The sequence below is a fragment of the Bdellovibrio bacteriovorus str. Tiberius genome (genome assembly GCF_000317895.1).
Taxonomy (GTDB): Bacteria; Bdellovibrionota; Bdellovibrionia; order Bdellovibrionales; family Bdellovibrionaceae; genus Bdellovibrio; species Bdellovibrio bacteriovorus_F.
Genome location: NC_019567.1, coordinates 3073952 through 3091387, shown reverse-complemented (window position 1 = coordinate 3091387; position 17436 = coordinate 3073952). Strand labels below are relative to the sequence as shown.

Sequence of the window (17436 nt, the reverse complement as noted above, 5' to 3'; positions counted from 1 at the left end):
AGATGCAAAGAATATCTGTGCGCAGCCGCTATGATCACAGCACCGAAAAAGCTCTTAAATCCGCGTTGTCGCTGGAAGCCCCGGTGAACGAACTGCAACTGCGTCGCGTGTACTGGCTGCTTGAAAAGAAACCCGGCGCGGCCAAAGAGTTCCCTCTTCAAGCTGTCATGGATAAAGTCTTCTTTGATCCCATATCGGAAGCTCAGCAAACTGGCTTCTTGGATTATCAGGACGGTAAAACCTATGTTGAGATCCGCTTTCTGGCCGGAGTTACCGACAACATAGCCCGCACCGCGACCGAAGCTTTGATGCTGTTTTCTGCGCAACATAATTCTTCCTGGCAGGAGTTCCCTTTGGAAGTCCACAGTGGGTGGGAAATGGAAATCAGCGGGGATATTTCCAAGGACCAAATCCAAAAGGTTCTTTTCCAGAACCTGGCCAATCCACTTTTAAACAAACTGGAAATCCAGACGGGCGCGGCCCTTAAACAAGAAAATTCATGGGCAGCCTATTCGAACTTTTGGAAGGCTTCTGAACACACACCGCAGTTGCAGCTTTTAAACCTGGATGTCGAAACCCTTGGGCGCATCAACAACGAGCGCGGCCTGGCTTTAAGTGATGAAGAGATTCAAACCATTCTGAGTCATTTCAGTTCGCCGGTAGTTGCTGCCGAGCGAGCTTCTTACGGCTGGCATGGCAAGATCACCGAAGTCGAGCTGGAGTGTCTGGCGCAAACCTGGAGTGAGCACTGCAAGCATAAGATCTTTGCTGCTGAAGTGGATTATTCCGAAGTTTCTGGCGATTTCCCGGCCCTGGGTGACAGGAAAATTACCAGCCTTTATAAAAGCTATATTCAGAAAGCCACCAAAGATCTGGATGACTGTGGTTATCTGGTTTCTGTTTTTAAAGACAATGCAGGCATTGTCGACTTTGATTCAAAATTAAATGTGTGTGTTAAAGTCGAAACACACAACAGCCCGTCGGCGCTGGATCCTTTCGGCGGCGCTTTGACGGGCATCTTAGGGGTTCATCGCGATATCTTGGGTTGCGGATTGGGTGCAAAGCCCGTCGCCAACACGGATGTGTTCTGTCTTTCCACCCCGAACCTGTTCCCGGAAGCAGATTCCCCGCAAAGACCCGAGCTGTTGAAAGATCCTGGTGTGATCTTCCGTGGGGTTCATCAGGGGGTTGAAGAGGGCGGCAATCAAAGCGGCATTCCGACTGTCAACGGGGCCTTCTGTTTTTCCAGCGAATTTGCGGCGAAGCCTTTGATCTTTGTGGGTTCTGTCGGCGTGATGCCAAAGACGGTTCATGGCCGCGCCAGTGAATCCAAAGAAATCCGCGCAGGCGATTTGATTGTGGTGGCCGGTGGCCGCCTTGGAAAAGACGGCGTGCATGGTGCGACTTTCAGCTCGTTGGCGTTGCATGACAATGTGGCTTCCAACGTCGTACAAATCGGCGACAGTATCACGCAAAAGCGTCTGTTGGACTTCACACTGAAAGCCCGTGACAACGGCTGGATTCAAGCCATCACCGACAACGGAGCCGGCGGTGTCAGTTCGTCAATTGGAGAAATGGCCCAGTATTCCGGCGGCGCGCGAATGGATCTTGGCTTGCATCCGGTAAAATATTCGGGGCTTGAATACTGGGAAATGCTGGTCAGCGAATCCCAGGAGCGTATGTCTTACGCCGTCAGCCCGAATCACCTGATGGATTTTATGAATCTGGCCCGTCACATGGGTGTTGAGGCGTTTGTACTGGGTGAATTCACCGATTCTGGATTCTTTGACATCTTCCATGGCAAAGAGCCCTTGGCAAAACTGCAGTTGGAATTCCTGCATGATGGTCTGAGCCGCATGAAGCTGAAAGCTCACTTCGACGGACCGAAACAATATCAGGAATACTTCCGCGCAGAAGGTAAAATACCACTGGCGAGCAACGATCTTGCCGTGGCACTTAAAAAAGTTCTGGCCAATCCCAACGTGGCTTCACGTGAACCATTGGTTCGTTATTATGACCACGAAGTTCAAGGGGCCACGCGCGTAAAACCTTACGGTGGCAAAACCCAGTCCGGAGCCAACGATGCCGGTGTGCTGGATCTGTCAGTGCATGGGGGCGATGACAACAACGCCGTGGCAGTTTCAAACGGACTGTGCCCGCAGTTTTCCTGGTACGACACTTATTTGATGGCACAAAAAGCGGTGGATGAATCCGTGCGCAATCTGGTGGCGACCGGAGCGGACCCTGCGAAGATGGCCTTGGTCGATAACTTCTGCTGGCCGGATCCGACTCCAAAAGCAAGCAATCCCGATGCGGCCCACAAAATGGCGCAACTGGTGCGTGCGTGTGCGGGGCTTTACGATGCGGCTGTGGCTTACCGCGCTCCATTTGTCAGCGGTAAAGACAGTATGAAAAACGACTTTATCGGAAAAACCAAGGGCGGGGACACCGTGAAGATTTCCGTACCACCGACCTTGCTGGTGACGGCGGTGGCGCAGGTGCCGGATGCGACGAAAACGGCACCCGGATTCTTCCAGACGGCCGGGGATCTGATTTATCTTTTGGGTGCACCGACGGGCAGCCTTTACGCTTCGGTTCTTTCCCAGGAATTCATCGTGCAGGAATCTGCACCCGAATATCCGGATCTTGCCCGCAACAAGGATCTTTATGGCCGTATCTATGCGGCCCATCAGAAAACGCTTTTGCAGTCCTGCCATGACATTTCCGACGGGGGCTTGATGACCGCCTTGGCGGAAAGCGGCTTTGGCAACAATCTGGGAATGAAGCTGAATCTGGAATCATTCAGTTGGAATGAACTGTGGTCTGAAACGGGCTCCTTGTTTGTGGTCAGTGTGAAGCCTGCTGACAAGTCTCAGTTTGAAGAACTGTTCACCAGTCAGCAAAGACTGTTGGGTGAAGTTCAGGAAAATCCTGTGATGAGCTGGCAGCATCAGGGGGCCACTCAAAACACCGCTTTGTCCGAATTGCAAAAAATCTGGTCTGAAGGAGTTCTGAATGTCTATCAAGCCTAAGTTTTTGGTTTTGTGGGGTGATGGAATCAACTGTGAAAATGAAACAGCCAGAGCCGTTTCGCTGGCCGGAGGTGAAGCGGATAAAGTCCACGTCAATGACCTTCTGGCAAACCCGGGGCTGCTGAATGAATACCAGGCTCTGGTGATTCCCGGTGGTTTTTCCTTTGGTGATCATCTGGGCAGCGGGCAAGTGCTGGCCCTGAAACTTGAAATGAATCTGAAAAATGAATTGCAGCAGTTTGTGAAAACCCGCCCAGTGCTGGGCATCTGCAATGGCTTTCAGACGCTGATCAAACTGGGCCTGTTGCCGGACGCTGACTTTCAGCGCAGCTGTGCCCTGGTGAAAAACGAGCAGGGTCATTTTATTGACCGCTGGATTGAAGTGGAAAGAAATGAAAAGTCCCCCTGTATCTGGACGCGCGATCTTCCCGCAAGATTCGCCTTGCCGATTCGTCACGGGGAAGGCCGCTTCGTTTGTCGCGATGAAAGCCTGCTGCAGCGTCTGCTGACCCAGCATCAGGCTGTGCTTCGTTACACTGAAGACGTCAATGGTGCTCAGGCACAGATCGCGGGCGTCTGTGATCCGTCGGGTCTGGTGTTTGCGCTGATGCCGCATCCCGAGGCAGCCGTGCATGACTGGCACCTGCCTTATAAAGGCGAAGCCTGGGGTTTGGAGTTTTTCAAAAGTGCTGTGAATTATTTGAATCAGGAAATGGGGGTGACTGTATGAATCCAATCCGCAGAGCTCTGTTGAGCGTCTCTGATAAAACCGGTTTGCTGGAGCTTGCTAAAAATCTTGCAGCTCAGAACGTCGAGCTGATTGCCAGCGGCGGCACCGCCAAGGCATTGACCGACGCCGGCTTCAAAGTCACCGCAGTGGAAACCTTGAGCGGCAAAGGCGAAGCCTTCAACGGCCGCATGAAAACCATCAGCTTTGAAATTGCCTCAAGCCTGCTGTTCCGTCGTCAGGATGAAAATGACGTGCGCCAAGCGGTTGAGCTGGGGATTGAACCCATTGATCTGGTGGTGGTGAATCTTTATCCTTTCCACGCGACCCTGCAAAAACAGGCGGGGTTTGAAGAATGCATTGAAAACATCGACATCGGGGGCCCGACGCTGCTTCGTGCCGGGGCAAAGAACTTTCAGTCCGTCACAGTTCTGTGTGAACCGTCCCAGTACGGTGAGTTCTTAAAAGAATTCAACGGCAATAGCGGCGCAACCACCTGGGAGTTCCGTCAAAAATGTGCCGCTTCTGTTTACACTATGACCGCTTTTTATGACATGGCCATCGCCGGATTCCTGACGCAAAAATCCGGGGCTGCTCTAAGATACGGTGAAAACCCGCATCAAAAGGCCGTCGTTCTGAAAGATCCGTTTGCTGACGGTCTGGCCCACGCCAAATCCCTGCAAGGCAAAGAAATGTCCTACAATAATTATCTGGATGCCGACTTTGCGCTTAAGACTTTGCAGGATGTGCATTCCTGGCAAGGTGAAAAAGCCCTGCCAGCCGCTGTGGTTGTGAAACATAACACGCCTTGCGGAATGGCTGTGGCCGAAACTCCGTTGCGTGCTTTGGAAAAAGCCTGGAAAGGGGACGAGAAAAGTTCTTTCGGCGGCATCATCGCCCTGAACATTCCAGTGACGGAAGACATCGCCGCGTTCTTTGCCGAAAAGTTTGTCGAAGTGATTCTGGCGCCGTCCTTCACCGAGGGCGCTCGCGAAAAGCTGAAAAAGAACTGCCGCGTGATGGAAGTTTCATTAACGCCAAATCCGTCGATGCAAGTACGCTCTATCGAGGGCGGACTGCTGCTGCAGGATGCCGATGGCTTTGATTTAAGCCATATGAAAACTGTCACCCAAAAGCAAGTCAGTCCGGAACAACAGCGTCTGGCGGCCTTTGCCATGCTGGCGGTGAAGAACCTGAAAAGCAATGCCATTGCTCTTTGCCGTCAGGACGGTCCCGAGTTTGAGCTTCTGACCATGGGTTCAGGTCAAACCAACCGCATCGACTGCATCGAAAAACTGATCACCTCGCGCCTGGCTGACAAGGGCATCGCCGATCTTGCCAGCGTGGTACTGGCTTCAGACGCGTTTTTCCCATTTGCAGACTCTGTTCAGGTTTCTGCAAAGCTGGGGGTCAAAACCATCATTCAACCCGGCGGATCCGTGAAGGATCCGGAAGTGATCGCCGAAGCCGATCGCCTGGGTGTAGCCATGATCTTTACCGGCCGCCGCCATTTTTTACACTAGGAGACTAAGCCATGACGACTGTGACTTTGGACTATAAAAATGCAGGAGTTGACATCACCAAGGCCGATGCCTTCGTGGAAAGAATCAAAAATCTGGTGCCGACCACTTTCAACGACCAGGTTCTTCAGGGCATTGGCGGCTTTGCTGCCGTTTACAAACTGACTGAAGAAAAGTACCTGGCTTCCTGCACAGACGGGGTGGGTACGAAGTTGAAACTGGCGCAAACTCTGAACAAACACCACGGCATCGGAATCGATCTGGTGGCGATGTGTGTGAATGACCTTTTGTGTGTTGGTGCAAAACCGTTGTTCTTTTTGGATTACATGGCCTTTGGAAAGCTCGACACCAAAGTCAGTGAAGAGCTGATTGCCGGAATGGTCGATGGCTGCCGTCAGTCCGGGATGGCTTTGATCGGTGGTGAAACGGCTGAAATGCCCGGCGTGTATCAGGGGAATGAATACGACCTTGCAGGCTTCAGTGTGGGCGAGATGTCTCCGGCGGATCTGTACGATGAAAAAGACATGAACGAAGGCGATGTGCTGATCGGGATTGCGTCTTCAGGTTTTCACTCTAATGGTTATTCCCTGCTCAGAAAGCTTGTGCAACAGGACGAAACCGAGCTGATGCAGGAACTGCTGACGCCCACGCGTATCTACGTGAAGCTGGTCAATGAGCTTCGTCGTCAGTTCCCGATGGCGATGGTGGGCGCGTCTCATATCACCGGTGGGGGCATTCACAATATCCCGCGGATGAGTGAGAAGTTTGATTATGATATTTCCGGCTGGCCGGCATTGAATGAAATGGCTCCGGTCTTTGGAAAAATCATTCCGCGCGCGAGTCTTTCCGGGGAAGAGCTGTATCGCACCTTCAACATGGGGGTTGGATTGGTTCTGCTTATCAAGAAAGAGCAGGCCGAAGTCGTACAAACATGGTTGGCCTCCCAAGGAGAGAAGCACTGGCGCTTAGGCTCCATACAAAAAGGCACAGGTCTAATCGCCCCCTCGCGTCACTAGGGGCTTGCTGTCTCTGCCTTGCCTATATTGGCAGAGACAGCTTTTCCGTCTGCAGATCCCCTGTCTAAATCCTGATCACTGGGACCATTCTTTCATATCCTATTTTTAATATGGACTCACATTCTGGGAGTGGGCTATACCAGTCGCCTGTTCATTACAAACGGAGTTTAAAATGATGAATAAGAATGCTTACTTGGTATTGGCGGCAACAGGGTTGTTGATGGCCCCTGTTTCTGGTTTCGCACAAACTTCCACCACGTCTGTGAATACAAATTCCAGCACAGTGAAAATGGAAGACCTTAAAAAGGCTGACGAAAAAGAAAAGGACATCGACAGTGAAATCACTGACGCCCGCATGAGAGCTCAATTGGGTTCCAAATCCAAATGGTCTTTCAAATCCAGCCTGGCGTACTCTGGTGGTTCTGTTGAAGAGCCTCTAAGTGGTGTTCGTCCAAACTACCGTGCTTCCGCAACTATCGAAGCCATGACAACTCTGTCTGGTGATGTTGGTGTCAACTACCGTTTGGGTGAGCGTGACAATATCAGCTTCGGTACGGGCGTGACCGTGGTGGATCCTCTTCACGGTGATATCGTGAAGCCTGCAGAAGACACTCGTAAAGGCCGTAAAGGCACTTTGGCTCGTTATGAAGTTTCCACTCCTTACCTGAGCTGGAGCCGTGGTTACCGCGCGTTCGACACTCAGATGATCTCCAGCATGCAGTACAGCCATGCGACAGACAGTGATTCTATCAACCTGACCAAAACATTTGGTGCAGCAAGCTTCAGCCAGACAGTTCTGGCGAACTTCGGTCAATCCAAGTGGAATGGTGGAACAAGCTTTACTTTGGGTAAGAGCTTCTACACTGGGGACCTGGATGATCCGAACATGGTTGCGGCAGCCAAAGCGGGTAAATACAAACGCTCTGACATGAGCTTCGGTTTGTTCCCGTTCCTTCAGTACACTTTCAACGACCGTTATTCCTTCAGAACCGTGTTTGGTTACTTCCAGTTCGCACGTTACGAAGGTTATGCTGATAACTATCAGTTGGAACCATATCAGTCTGTTGGTACCGGTATCTCTATCACTCGTGATATCTACCTGTATCCAAACGTACAGTTCACACCAAAAGACATCCGCGCAGACCGCACAAACGTAGCTCTTTCCGCAAATCTTAACTTGTTCTAACTAGGACAAGAGCAAAAGAGATTTTAAAAGGCTCCCATTTGGGGGCCTTTTTTTGTTTGGGTCGACCTTGGTTTTATATAGGTCGGCCTTTTTGCGTTTTGGGGTTGGGGTTGTTCCTTTGTCTGGTGTTGGGGGGCAGATGGGGAATTGGGGGCGGGTCGTTGGTTGCCTTTTGGTGGTGATTCGGCGAGCCTTTAGAGTGTGTGGAGGTGGCTGATGAAATTCGCGGTAGGGATGCTGGCGTTTTCTTTGGTGGTGTTTGCTTCAAATGGATTTGCAGGTTCGCAGCCGGTCTGTGGAACCCAAACGACTTCTTTGGGCGATTCTTATGATTATTGTGTTCATACCGGAAATCGGCAGAAGACTCAGGACGTGGTTTATTACTTTCACGGACTGTGGGGGAATGCCCGGCAGTTCTTTGAGCAGCGCCGTGACACGTCCTGGGTGCTGAAACACTGGGCCCAGCTGGGGTATGAACCGTCGGTCGTGACGGTGTCTTTCGGTGAAATCTGGCTGCTGGTCAATAATCAGAAGTTCCCGCTGCTGCCGGTTTTCCAAAACGAGATGATGCCGTTTCTTGAAGGCAAAGTCGGCGGCCTGGGCAGTGGACGGCGTCTGCTGATGGGGGAATCCATGGGGGGCTTTAATGCCTCGCAGGCCTCGTTGCAGTTGCCGGCAACCTTTTCCAAGGTCGCGCTGTTGTGCCCGGCTCTGACTGTGATCGGGCCTTACTCTTCCCAGCAGGATATTGATAAATACATTGCCCGCACGAAAGCGCTGCGTTCGCGCGTGAATTTGATGCTGGGGATTTCCCGCGAGGTTTTTGCTGACGAGGCGGACTGGCAAAATCACAACCCCTTCAATCTGCTTAGTCGTTATTCGGGTCTGATCAAGCCGGTGTTCTTTGTGTCGACAGGTCTGCAGGACGAGTTCGGCTTCCAGGAAGGATCTGCCGAGTTTGTGAAGGCGGCTCAGGCTGCGGGAATGTCTGCGACCTGGAGTCCCCTGGCCGGGGGGCACTGCAAATACAACCGTGAGGCTGTGGCGCAGTTTTTCCTAAGTCGCACCCGCTGAAGTGAACTGAAGAACTTTTGGACGTTTCTCAAACAGAAACGTTCCCTGGTGGATACTTATATTTAACGAGTTTAACCTTCGGGGCTGGGATATAATTTAGGTATGAAAACATTCCGTCCGCGCCGCAAGTTGATCGTCAATCGCGAAGTGCAGTTTGATGTGGTCATGCACGTCAGCCTTTTTGTGGCTGTACTGTTTCTGGCCCAGCTTTTTGCGGCTTGGTTGTTCATTGGAAAGATTCAAGAGCTGGCCGGAACCGGCGCCTTTTCAATGATGTCGGTTCAAGAGTTTATTTCCCGCTATAAAACCGTTTTCCTGGTCTATCAGCTGATCCCGGTGTTGTTGGGGCTGGTCGTGGGCTTTTGGTATTTCAACCGCATGACCCGCAGAATTGTAGGTCCTCTTTTCAATATCAAACGCACGGTCAAGCGCATGGCGGATGAAAATCTTGATTCGGTTGAAATTCACCTGCGTGAAAATGACTACTTTCAGGATTTGGCTCAGGATATCAACGTGGTTCTGCAGAAAAAGCCGAAGTGATCCGGCCCTTGCTTTGTTCCAGGGCCCCCAACACCAGCTTTTGAAAGAGTCGTTCTTTCAATCCCCGGGGGCGATCCAGTTCCATTCTTTTCAAACAGTCCTGATACTCGATAGCCTCGGTTTTCATTCCCTTCTTCAGCAGGCCCAGAAGCTTGCCCAGGGATTCTTCCTGAGCCTGGCGCAGTTCGCCCAATGCCAGCGCCAGCAGTTCTTCATCCAGGGTAAAATCACTGCCAAATGCAAAAGGCGGGAACAGGCGATCAAAGCCTGCATCGCGGGCCTGATTTAAAAGTTCGGCCGGAGTATTGTGGCGGGCCCATTCCGGAATCTGATAGTCAGATCGCAGCTTGCCTTCTTTCTGGGCTTTGATTTTCAAAGACTCCTGAAATTCAGAATCGGCGATATTCAGCAGTTCTTTGATGACCTCTTCGTCGGTCTTTCCGCGCAGGTAAGCGATACCATATTCGGTGATCACGATGTCGCGCAGGTGGCGGGGGATGGTCAGTTGTCCGTGTGACCACAGGATGTTGGAATGACGGCGGCCCTTGTGCAATCGGGTCGAGCGCAACATCAGCACCGAATGAGCCCCTTCCAGTTCGTGCGCCATGGCCACAAAATTATACTGCCCACCGACGCCGCTGACCACGGTCCCGCTTTCCAGAGTGTCCGAGGCCGCCGACCCCAGCAGGGTGACGTTCATGCAGGTGTTGAAGAATCTGGCTTTGCGCCGCTGGCGTCGCAGGGCCAGTTCGTTGCCGTCGTAAAGATCGTTGACGATGGACACGCGGGTCATGTTCAGCCCGTCAAATTCCTCGCCCTGCAGGTGGCGCAGCCACTTGTAAAGCTCGGTGGATCCCAGGAAGAATGCACCATGCAGATAGCGCATTTGCTTCGAAGCGGGCTCTTGCACCTGACGCTTCAGAATCCCGGCCTTGCGCAAATTCATAAAGCCATCCATCACCATTTCGCTGGTTCCGTACAGGCCTTTTTGAAAGGGTTCGCGCTGCAGGTGAAGTTCGCGGGCGTGGCGGCGGTGCTGCCAGATTTTTTCTGACAGCACTTCATAGTCTGCGTTCTGCTGATGGCGAAGGCAGGCTGAATACACCAGCGCTTCAGACAGCGAACCAATCCCGATCTGCAGGGTCCCGTCATCCTCCAGCAGGTGGCTGGCGAAAAAGCCGATCAGATGATCTGTCCAGTCCACCGGGGTTCGTGGCAGGGCAAAAAGCCTGCGATGTTGTGTCGGGTCGTCCACGATCATGTCAAAATAGTCGGGACCAACCTCGGCATCTGTTCCCAGAAAAGGCAGCTCGGGGTGAACCACTCCCAGCAGCAGAATTTTTTTGCCGGCTTTGCGGTATTGATCCATCACATCCAAAGTCAGATCCGGATTGCAGCTTAGGCTGTAGCGCGGGCCCTGATCTGTCTGGCGACGGGCCACCAGCTGCAAAATGACTTCGATGTTGCAGTCGACCAGGTACGCAGCCACATGGGTGTAGTTCAGACTGACGTAATCCTGCTGGGCTGAGTCGGTGTGCAGCGCCTGACCCGCCTGAAAGTAAAATTCATGAATGCGGATATGGCGGGGAAGTTCGCCATGACGGCGGTCTTTCAGATATTCAAAAGCCGGGTAGTCGGGACCGAAGTGGCGTTCCAGAAAGGGTGAAAGAAAACGGCGCTCCAGATCGCTTTGCGGGGAAGGAACATCCAGGGAAAGTGCGGTGTAGATTTCAAGACGGCGTTCGGGCAGTTCTTTGACCCGGTTGTACAGCAGGTTGATCAGCTGATTGGGCTTTCCCAATCCCAGAGGGGTGGCAATACGAATCTCACGCCCCAGAGTGTTCAGGAGCTCATCCACAGCCGTTTCAAATGAATGGAACTGACGGGGTTTCTGGACCATACCCTATTGAAAACCCGAGGCTGCCAAGTGCAAAGCCTTAAATGCCGAATTTGTATTTTAAACGGCAAAAAAAGAGGCTGCCTTTTCGGGGCAGCCTGCTTTGTTTCTTGGGCGACTATTGGCAGTCGTTTTTGATCGCTTTGTCAGCGTTCTGATAACGAGCATAAAGCTCTTCGTACTGGTCCATGTAAAGCTCAAGAGTGTCAGAGTTTCTTGTGCTTCTCATTTTTTCGCGGATCCAGTTCATTTCCTCAGCAAGTTTGGCTTTGTAGGAAACCAATTGACCGCAGGAAAGAGCGGCTTGGGAAGAGGATGCAGCGCCAACGATGGCCAAAGCGATAAGAAGAGCTTTCATGGATAATCTCCTTGTAAGTTAATAAATTCGGATTTCGGGGCGAACCTACTAACGCAGGACATGAAAGACAATCTTTGATGCCGCAGGAATAATTTTTACATAATCGGGGATTGCATTTATGATGGGTTCGTCTTCCCAGGAGTTTCCGTGAACAAAAATCAGCGTGCTCACCCCATGAAAAATCCGATTATTTTGGCTCTGGATGTCGATACTCGCGACCAGGCCCTGAAAATTGCCGACGATGTTTCCGATATCGTCGGAGGCATTAAGCTGGGGCCGCGTTTGTGCCTGCGTTATGGAATGGAATTCGTCAAAGAAATGGCGCAAAGAGCGCCGATTTTTCTGGATAACAAGCATTTCGACATTCCCTCGACGATGGAGGCTGCGGTGCGCGCCAGTTTCGAGGCGGGTGCGTCCTTGGTGACGGTGCATGCCCTGAGTGGCAAAGAGGCTCTGACTCGCATGGCAGCGGTCGAAAAAGAGCTGAATCAGCAGCGTCCGTTCCGCATTTTGGCGGTGACGATTCTGACTTCCTGGGATCAGGATTCGCTGCCGGTGAATATGAAATCTCAACCGATTGCCCAGCACGTGACGGAGCTGGCGACTTTGGTGAAGGATTCGGGCTTGTCCGGTGTCGTGTGTTCCCCTCACGAATTGGACCTTTTACAAAACCGAGATCTTTACCTTGTCACTCCGGGAATTCGCTTTAGTATGCAGGATTCCGGCGATCAAAAACGTATCATGGGACCTAAAGAGGCACTGCGTGCAGGTGCTTCAGCGCTGGTCGTGGGTCGCCCTATTCTGGAAGCTTCCAACATCAAGGAAGCGGCCACTGATTTTGTGATGGCAATGTATGAAGAAAAATAACTCTCGTCCGTCTGGCAGAAATAACTCTCAACGTTCTCAGCAGGGTGGTCGCCCGCAGCAGGGGCGTCCTCAAGGCGCGGGTCGTCCGCAAGGGGGTCGTCCCCAGGCTCACGCTCCTCGTGAAAATCAGATCCCGCGCGACTGGCGTGTGGTGATCGGTACGCATGCGATCAACGAGGTGTTGAAGGTGCGTCCGAAGCAGGTAAAGGGCTTCTGGATCCGTCAGGGCTTTGAAAATTCGGGCGATCTGCGCGACATGAACGACCTGGCGCTAAAACATCATATCAAAGTTGAATTGAAGGCTGAAGCGGTGCTGGAAAAGTTCGGTCCGTCCCAGCAGGGTGCCGCGATCTTTGTCGATGGCGCTCCGGAATTTGATATGGCTGGTCTGGAAGGTCTGGATAAGTCCATGGTTCTGATCCTGGACGGCATCGAAGATCCTCACAACCTGGGTGCGATCCTGCGAACTTCCTGGTTGGTGGGGGCTCATGGGGTTCTGATTCCGGAAGACCGCGCGGTCGGTTTGACGCCCACTGTACATAAAGTGGCTTGCGGTGGTGTGGAGCATGTTCCGGTTGAAGAGACCACGAACTTTGCTAACTATGCGGAAGAACTTAAAAAACAGGGCTATTGGATCTATGGTTTGAGTCCTCGCGGAAAGCGATCTATTTTCGAATTAGAGCTTCCGGACAAGGTCGTTTGGGCAATTGGTTCAGAAGACAAAGGAATGAGAGTGACAACGGAACGCCTTTGTGATGAATTAGTATTCATACCGCAAGCTAGTTCTTCGGCGAGTTATAATGCCTCAGTGGCGACAGCCATGGCACTAACTGAGACCCTTAGACAGCATGCGCCGCGCGGAAATCGAAAAAAATCGTAATCTGTCGAATAATTATCTTTGACGGACGTTCTTTTTCTCCGTAAAACATTTCGGTTATCTCAGTAAGGCTGGTTTAGCTCAATTGGTAGAGCAGCTGATTTGTAATCAGCAGGTTGCGGGTTCGAGTCCCATAACCAGCTCCAAATTTTTCTGGGTAAGCATTCACAAGTGGGTAGGTGCCCGAGTGGCTAAAGGGGACGGACTGTAAATCCGTTGGCTTATGTCTACGAAGGTTCGAATCCTTCCCTGCCCACCATTTTTTTGAATGTTTTCCCGGAAAAGTTTTGAAACAGAAGAGAAGAAATTCTCTTCGGGCGTTCTGAAAGGGCGGGAATAGCTCAATTGGCTAGAGTATCTGCCTTCCAAGCAGAGGGTTGCGGGTTCGAGACCCGTTTCCCGCTCCAAATTTCAGAACAAATGCCCATGTAGCTCAGTGGTAGAGCACACCCTTGGTAAGGGTGAGGTCGTCGGTTCGGCTCCGATCATGGGCTCCACTTAATTGGCTTTTATTTTTTAAGGTTAAGATAAATAAAAAATCTCTGCAGGAGGACAAATGTCTAAAGAGAAATTTACACGTAATAAACCGCACGTAAATATCGGCACAATCGGTCACGTCGATCATGGTAAAACAACTTTGACTGCTGCTATCACTACTACTCTTGCAGCAGCTGGTAAAGCTCAAGCGATGGCTTACGATCAAATCGATAAGTCTCCAGAAGAAAAAGCTCGTGGTATCACGATCTCCACTACTCACGTTGAGTACGAAACTGACAACCGTCACTACGCTCACGTTGACTGCCCGGGTCACGCTGACTACGTAAAAAACATGATCACTGGTGCCGCTCAAATGGACGGAGCTATCTTGGTAGTTTCTTCTGCTGACGGTCCAATGCCACAAACTCGTGAGCACATCCTTCTTGCACGTCAAGTAGGTGTTCCTGCTCTAGTTGTATTCATGAACAAAGTTGACATGGTTGACGATAAAGAACTTCTTGAGCTAGTTGAGCTTGAAGTTCGTGAGCTTCTGTCCAAATACGAATTCCCTGGCGATGATATCCCAGTTGTAAAAGGTTCTGCATTGAAAGCTCTTGAAGGCGATCAATCTGAAATCGGTCGTCCAGCTATCATGAAATTGATGGATGCTTGCGATACTTATATCCCAGCTCCAGTTCGTGCAGTTGATAAGACTTTCTTGATGCCAGTAGAGGACGTATTCTCTATCTCTGGTCGTGGTACAGTTGTTACTGGCCGTGTAGAGCGTGGTATCGTTAAAGTTGGTGACGAGATCGAAATCGTTGGTATTCGTCCAACTCAAAAAACTACTGTAACTGGTATCGAGATGTTCCGTAAACTTCTTGATGAAGGTCAAGCAGGGGACAACTGCGGTGTTCTTCTTCGTGGTACTAAAAAAGAAGACGTTGAACGTGGCCAAGTACTTGTTAAACCAGGTACAGTTAAACCACACAAAAAATTCAAAGCTGAAGCGTACATCCTGACTAAAGAAGAAGGCGGACGTCACACTCCATTCTTCAACGGTTACCGTCCTCAGTTCTACTTCCGTACTACAGACGTTACTGGCGTTTGTACTTTGAAAGCTGGAACTGAAATGGTTATGCCTGGTGATAAGATCGAAGTTTCTGTTGAACTTATCGCTCCTATCGCTATGGAAAAAGAGCTTCGCTTCGCGATCCGTGAAGGCGGTCGTACAGTTGGAGCTGGTGTTGTTACTGAGATCCTTGAGTAGTAATAACGCAGCGTAAGCTAAGTATTAATCACCCGGGGGACTCCTTGACAAAAGGGTCCCCCTCGGTGTTTCTTGGCATTCTCAAAAAAAGGTCTGAAAAGTCTATTTTTTGAGGTTTTTGGAAGAAGTTTTTACTGACGAGAAGCGATCCAGCGCAAGGCGCGAGGAGAAAGGCCTACTGAATGTAGGCCGCCGACGAAGCAACGCCGTCGATGGGTCGGTTGTCTTCAGTAAAAAAGTGCAGGGGTGTAGCTCCAGCGGTAGAGCGAACGACTCCAAATCGTTAGGTCGTGGGTTCGAATCCCTCCGCCCCTGCCAATATTGACTCCATAACTTTAGGGATGAGGAATAATGGAAAAGGCCAACTCTAAGATTTTGACAATCAGCTTTGCACTTGCAGCTATCTTGGTCGGTTTGACCGTCTCTCTTCTAATCAAGGCATTCGCTGGCGCATTCGGTGTGGTGGCTCGTGCTGCTGACTCTGATATGGTTCGCCACGGGATCCCTGTTTTGGCAGGTTTCGCGTTGTTTGCCGCTCTTCAGTTCAACCCACGTGTTCAAGCTTGGGGCGAAGAGGTTGTTTCTGAGATCCGTAAAGTAGTTTGGCCTTCTCGTAAGGACACAACGGCTATGACCATCGCTTGCGTGGTTATGGTTCTTATCTCCAGTGTTATCATCAGTTCCTTCGATCTGATCTCTGGCTTCTTAATCAACTTTCTTATGAAGTAAGGACGGAACCATGGAAAAAAAGTGGTACATCGTTAACGTTCAGACCAGCTGTGAAAACACGGCTAAAAAAGCCATCGAAGAAAAGATCAAATCTTCCAAAATGGAAGAGTTCTTTGGCGAAATCCTGATCCCTGCGGAAAGCGTAGTGGAGCTGGTAAAAGGTCAAAAACAGACCAAATCACGTAAATTTTTCCCGGGTTATATCTTCGTTCAGATGTTTTTGAATGATGAGACTTGGCATTTGGTACGTAATTCGTCTAAAGTCACGGGCTTCGTGGGCGGCACTAAAACCCGTCCTCCAGAAGTTCCGGAGGCTGAAGTTCTTCGTGTGACCCAGCAGATGGCTGGCGTTGCTGAAAAACCAAGACCGAAAGTGAAGTTCGCTGTAGGTGAGAACGTGACTGTTATTGACGGTCCATTCTCCAACTTCCAGGGAACAGTTGAAGAGATCAACGAGGACAAAGCGAAGCTTAAAGTTCTTGTGAGCATCTTCGGTCGTCCGACTCCAGTTGAGTTGGACTACATTCAAGTAGAAAAACCATAACCAGAAGCCGCATAGGGCGGCCGATGGATATTAATTAACACAACCTCTTGCAGGAGTGGGTCATGGCAAAAAAAGTTACAGGAATGATCAAGCTGCAGATACCGGCAGGGAAAGCTAATCCAGCTCCACCCGTTGGACCGGCGCTCGGACAGCATGGGGTAAACATCATGGAATTCTGTAAGCAGTTCAACGCTCGTACACAAGCGTTGGGTGATAGCATCATCCCTATCATCATCACTGTTTATCAAGACAGATCGTTTACTTTCATCACAAAAACACCACCGGTGTCTTCTTTGATCAAAAAGGCGTTGAAACTGGAATCCGGTTCCAAACAGCCTCAGAAGGACAAAGTTGGCAAAATCAATAACGATCAAATCAAGCAAATCGCTACAACGAAATTGCCTGACTTGAACTGCTTGAAAGTTGAATCCGCAATGTCCCAAGTTGCTGGTACAGCTAAAAGCATGGGCATCGACATCGCGTAAGGGTGGTATAAGATGGCAGGCAAAAAATTCGCAGCAGTCGCTAAAAAAGTTGATTCTGCAAAAAAGTACACTGTTGAAGAAGCATTCAAACTGGTTGTTGAAACAGCTCCAGCTAAATTTGATGAATCTATCGACGTAGCATTGCGTTTGGGTATCGACCCTAAGCAATCTGACCAACAAGTGCGTGGAGCTATCGCTCTTCCTCACGGTTTGGGCAAAGAAGTTAAAGTTGTTGTTTTCGCAAAAGGCCCGAAAGAGGCTGAAGCGAAAGCAGCTGGCGCTGACTTCGTAGGCGCAGACGACCTGGTAGCAAAAATCCAGGGCGGCTGGTTGGATTTCGATAAATGTATCGCGACTCCGGACATGATGGCGACTGTTTCTAAAGTTGCTAAGATCCTGGGGCCTCGTGGTTTGATGCCGAATCCAAAAATCGGTACTGTAACTATGAACGTTGGTGAAGCTGTAACTGCCGAGAAAAAAGGTAAGTTGGACTTCCGCGTTGATAAAGCAGGTATCGTACACGCTGGTATCGGTAAGAAATCCATGGGCGATGCTAAACTTAAAGATAACTTCATGACTTTGTTGGGAGCTATCGTTAAGGCTAAACCAGCATCTTCCAAAGGTATCTACCTTCGTTCTATCGCTGTAGCGTCCACTATGGGCCCAGGCGTTAAGATCGAGCCAAACGCAGCAGCTGCTGCAACTGGCGCTAACCCGTAAATTTTAAGGCTCTGAGCGTGCTCAGGGCCTTGTTTTTTATCCGGTTATTTTGTATTAGTTCATAAATTTATTGCGATCAGAGACAGTAGGTTTCTTTCAGTGGATGTAATCCCTCGT

The 17436-nt window shown here is 50.6% G+C and carries 16 protein-coding genes and 5 tRNA genes; 19 read left to right on the top strand and 2 right to left on the bottom strand.

Annotation, left to right across the window (positions count from 1 at the left end):
• The first annotated feature begins 2 nt into the window (after positions 1 to 2).
• From BDT_RS14750 to BDT_RS14720, 7 genes are all read left to right on the top strand, one after another.
• Positions 3 to 3032, top strand: a complete 3030-nt coding sequence (locus tag BDT_RS14750) for a phosphoribosylformylglycinamidine synthase subunit PurL (protein WP_015092032.1) — start codon at positions 3 to 5, stop codon at positions 3030 to 3032.
• Positions 3016 to 3762 (top strand): phosphoribosylformylglycinamidine synthase subunit PurQ, encoded by a 747-nt coding sequence (locus tag BDT_RS14745; RefSeq protein WP_015092031.1) that lies wholly within the window; start codon positions 3016 to 3018, stop codon positions 3760 to 3762. Before BDT_RS14750 ends, BDT_RS14745 begins: the two co-directional genes overlap by 17 nt.
• Positions 3759 to 5282, top strand: coding sequence for a bifunctional phosphoribosylaminoimidazolecarboxamide formyltransferase/IMP cyclohydrolase (purH, locus tag BDT_RS14740; protein WP_015092030.1), 1524 nt, complete (start codon positions 3759 to 3761; stop codon positions 5280 to 5282). The genes BDT_RS14745 and purH overlap by 4 nt, the downstream gene beginning before the upstream one ends.
• A gap of 11 nt (positions 5283 to 5293) precedes the next feature.
• Complete coding sequence (gene purM, locus BDT_RS14735; RefSeq protein WP_015092029.1) at positions 5294 to 6295, top strand: phosphoribosylformylglycinamidine cyclo-ligase; 1002 nt, start codon at positions 5294 to 5296, stop codon at positions 6293 to 6295.
• Between the two features lie 172 nt (positions 6296 to 6467).
• Positions 6468 to 7481, top strand: coding sequence for a hypothetical protein (locus BDT_RS14730; protein WP_015092028.1), 1014 nt, complete (start codon positions 6468 to 6470; stop codon positions 7479 to 7481).
• Positions 7482 to 7697: 216 nt separating this feature from the next.
• On the top strand, positions 7698 to 8555 hold the full coding sequence (locus BDT_RS14725) for an alpha/beta hydrolase-fold protein (protein ID WP_041577927.1): 858 nt from the start codon (positions 7698 to 7700) through the stop codon (positions 8553 to 8555).
• 102 nt (positions 8556 to 8657) lie between these two features.
• Positions 8658 to 9095: a HAMP domain-containing protein gene (locus tag BDT_RS14720; RefSeq protein ID WP_015092026.1), complete on the top strand. Its 438-nt coding sequence runs from the start codon at positions 8658 to 8660 to the stop codon at positions 9093 to 9095.
• On the opposite strand, the gene BDT_RS14715 is transcribed toward BDT_RS14720, so the two are convergent.
• Positions 9064 to 10995: an acetyl-CoA hydrolase/transferase C-terminal domain-containing protein gene (locus BDT_RS14715; protein WP_015092025.1), complete on the bottom strand. Its 1932-nt coding sequence runs from the start codon at positions 10993 to 10995 to the stop codon at positions 9064 to 9066. The two genes, BDT_RS14720 and BDT_RS14715, sit on opposite strands and share 32 nt — an antisense overlap.
• A gap of 115 nt (positions 10996 to 11110) precedes the next feature.
• Positions 11111 to 11350, bottom strand: coding sequence for a hypothetical protein (locus BDT_RS14710; RefSeq protein ID WP_015092024.1), 240 nt, complete (start codon positions 11348 to 11350; stop codon positions 11111 to 11113).
• Between the two features lie 147 nt (positions 11351 to 11497).
• Here BDT_RS14710 and pyrF point away from each other — a divergent pair, with 147 nt between their 5' ends.
• The 12 genes from pyrF (at position 11498) to rplA (ending at position 17319) form a co-directional block, all read left to right on the top strand.
• Positions 11498 to 12217, top strand: coding sequence for an orotidine-5'-phosphate decarboxylase (pyrF, locus tag BDT_RS14705; protein WP_148278857.1), 720 nt, complete (start codon positions 11498 to 11500; stop codon positions 12215 to 12217).
• Positions 12204 to 13097 (top strand): TrmH family RNA methyltransferase, encoded by an 894-nt coding sequence (locus tag BDT_RS14700; protein WP_015092021.1) that lies wholly within the window; start codon positions 12204 to 12206, stop codon positions 13095 to 13097. The genes pyrF and BDT_RS14700 overlap by 14 nt, the downstream gene beginning before the upstream one ends.
• Before the next feature lie 67 nt (positions 13098 to 13164).
• Positions 13165 to 13240: transfer RNA gene (locus BDT_RS14695), tRNA-Thr, on the top strand.
• 27 nt (positions 13241 to 13267) lie between these two features.
• A tRNA-Tyr gene (locus BDT_RS14690) sits at positions 13268 to 13353 on the top strand.
• 71 nt (positions 13354 to 13424) lie between these two features.
• Positions 13425 to 13501: transfer RNA gene (locus BDT_RS14685), tRNA-Gly, on the top strand.
• 15 nt (positions 13502 to 13516) lie between these two features.
• Positions 13517 to 13591, top strand: a tRNA-Thr gene (locus tag BDT_RS14680).
• Between the two features lie 59 nt (positions 13592 to 13650).
• On the top strand, positions 13651 to 14841 hold the full coding sequence (tuf, locus tag BDT_RS14675) for an elongation factor Tu (protein ID WP_015092020.1): 1191 nt from the start codon (positions 13651 to 13653) through the stop codon (positions 14839 to 14841).
• A 242-nt stretch (positions 14842 to 15083) separates the two neighbouring features.
• A tRNA-Trp gene (locus BDT_RS14670) sits at positions 15084 to 15159 on the top strand.
• A gap of 33 nt (positions 15160 to 15192) precedes the next feature.
• The gene (gene secE, locus BDT_RS14665; RefSeq protein WP_015092019.1) at positions 15193 to 15570 is read left to right on the top strand and encodes a preprotein translocase subunit SecE; all 378 of its coding nucleotides are present in this window, start codon (positions 15193 to 15195) and stop codon (positions 15568 to 15570) included.
• Positions 15571 to 15580: 10 nt separating this feature from the next.
• A complete protein-coding gene (gene nusG / locus BDT_RS14660) occupies positions 15581 to 16114 on the top strand; it encodes a transcription termination/antitermination protein NusG (RefSeq protein ID WP_011165365.1) in 534 nt (177 codons plus the stop codon).
• 62 nt (positions 16115 to 16176) lie between these two features.
• Positions 16177 to 16599, top strand: coding sequence for a 50S ribosomal protein L11 (gene rplK, locus BDT_RS14655; protein WP_038448239.1), 423 nt, complete (start codon positions 16177 to 16179; stop codon positions 16597 to 16599).
• Positions 16600 to 16611: 12 nt separating this feature from the next.
• A complete protein-coding gene (rplA, locus tag BDT_RS14650; protein WP_015092016.1) occupies positions 16612 to 17319 on the top strand; it encodes a 50S ribosomal protein L1 in 708 nt (235 codons plus the stop codon).
• Positions 17320 to 17436: the final 117 nt, after the last annotated feature.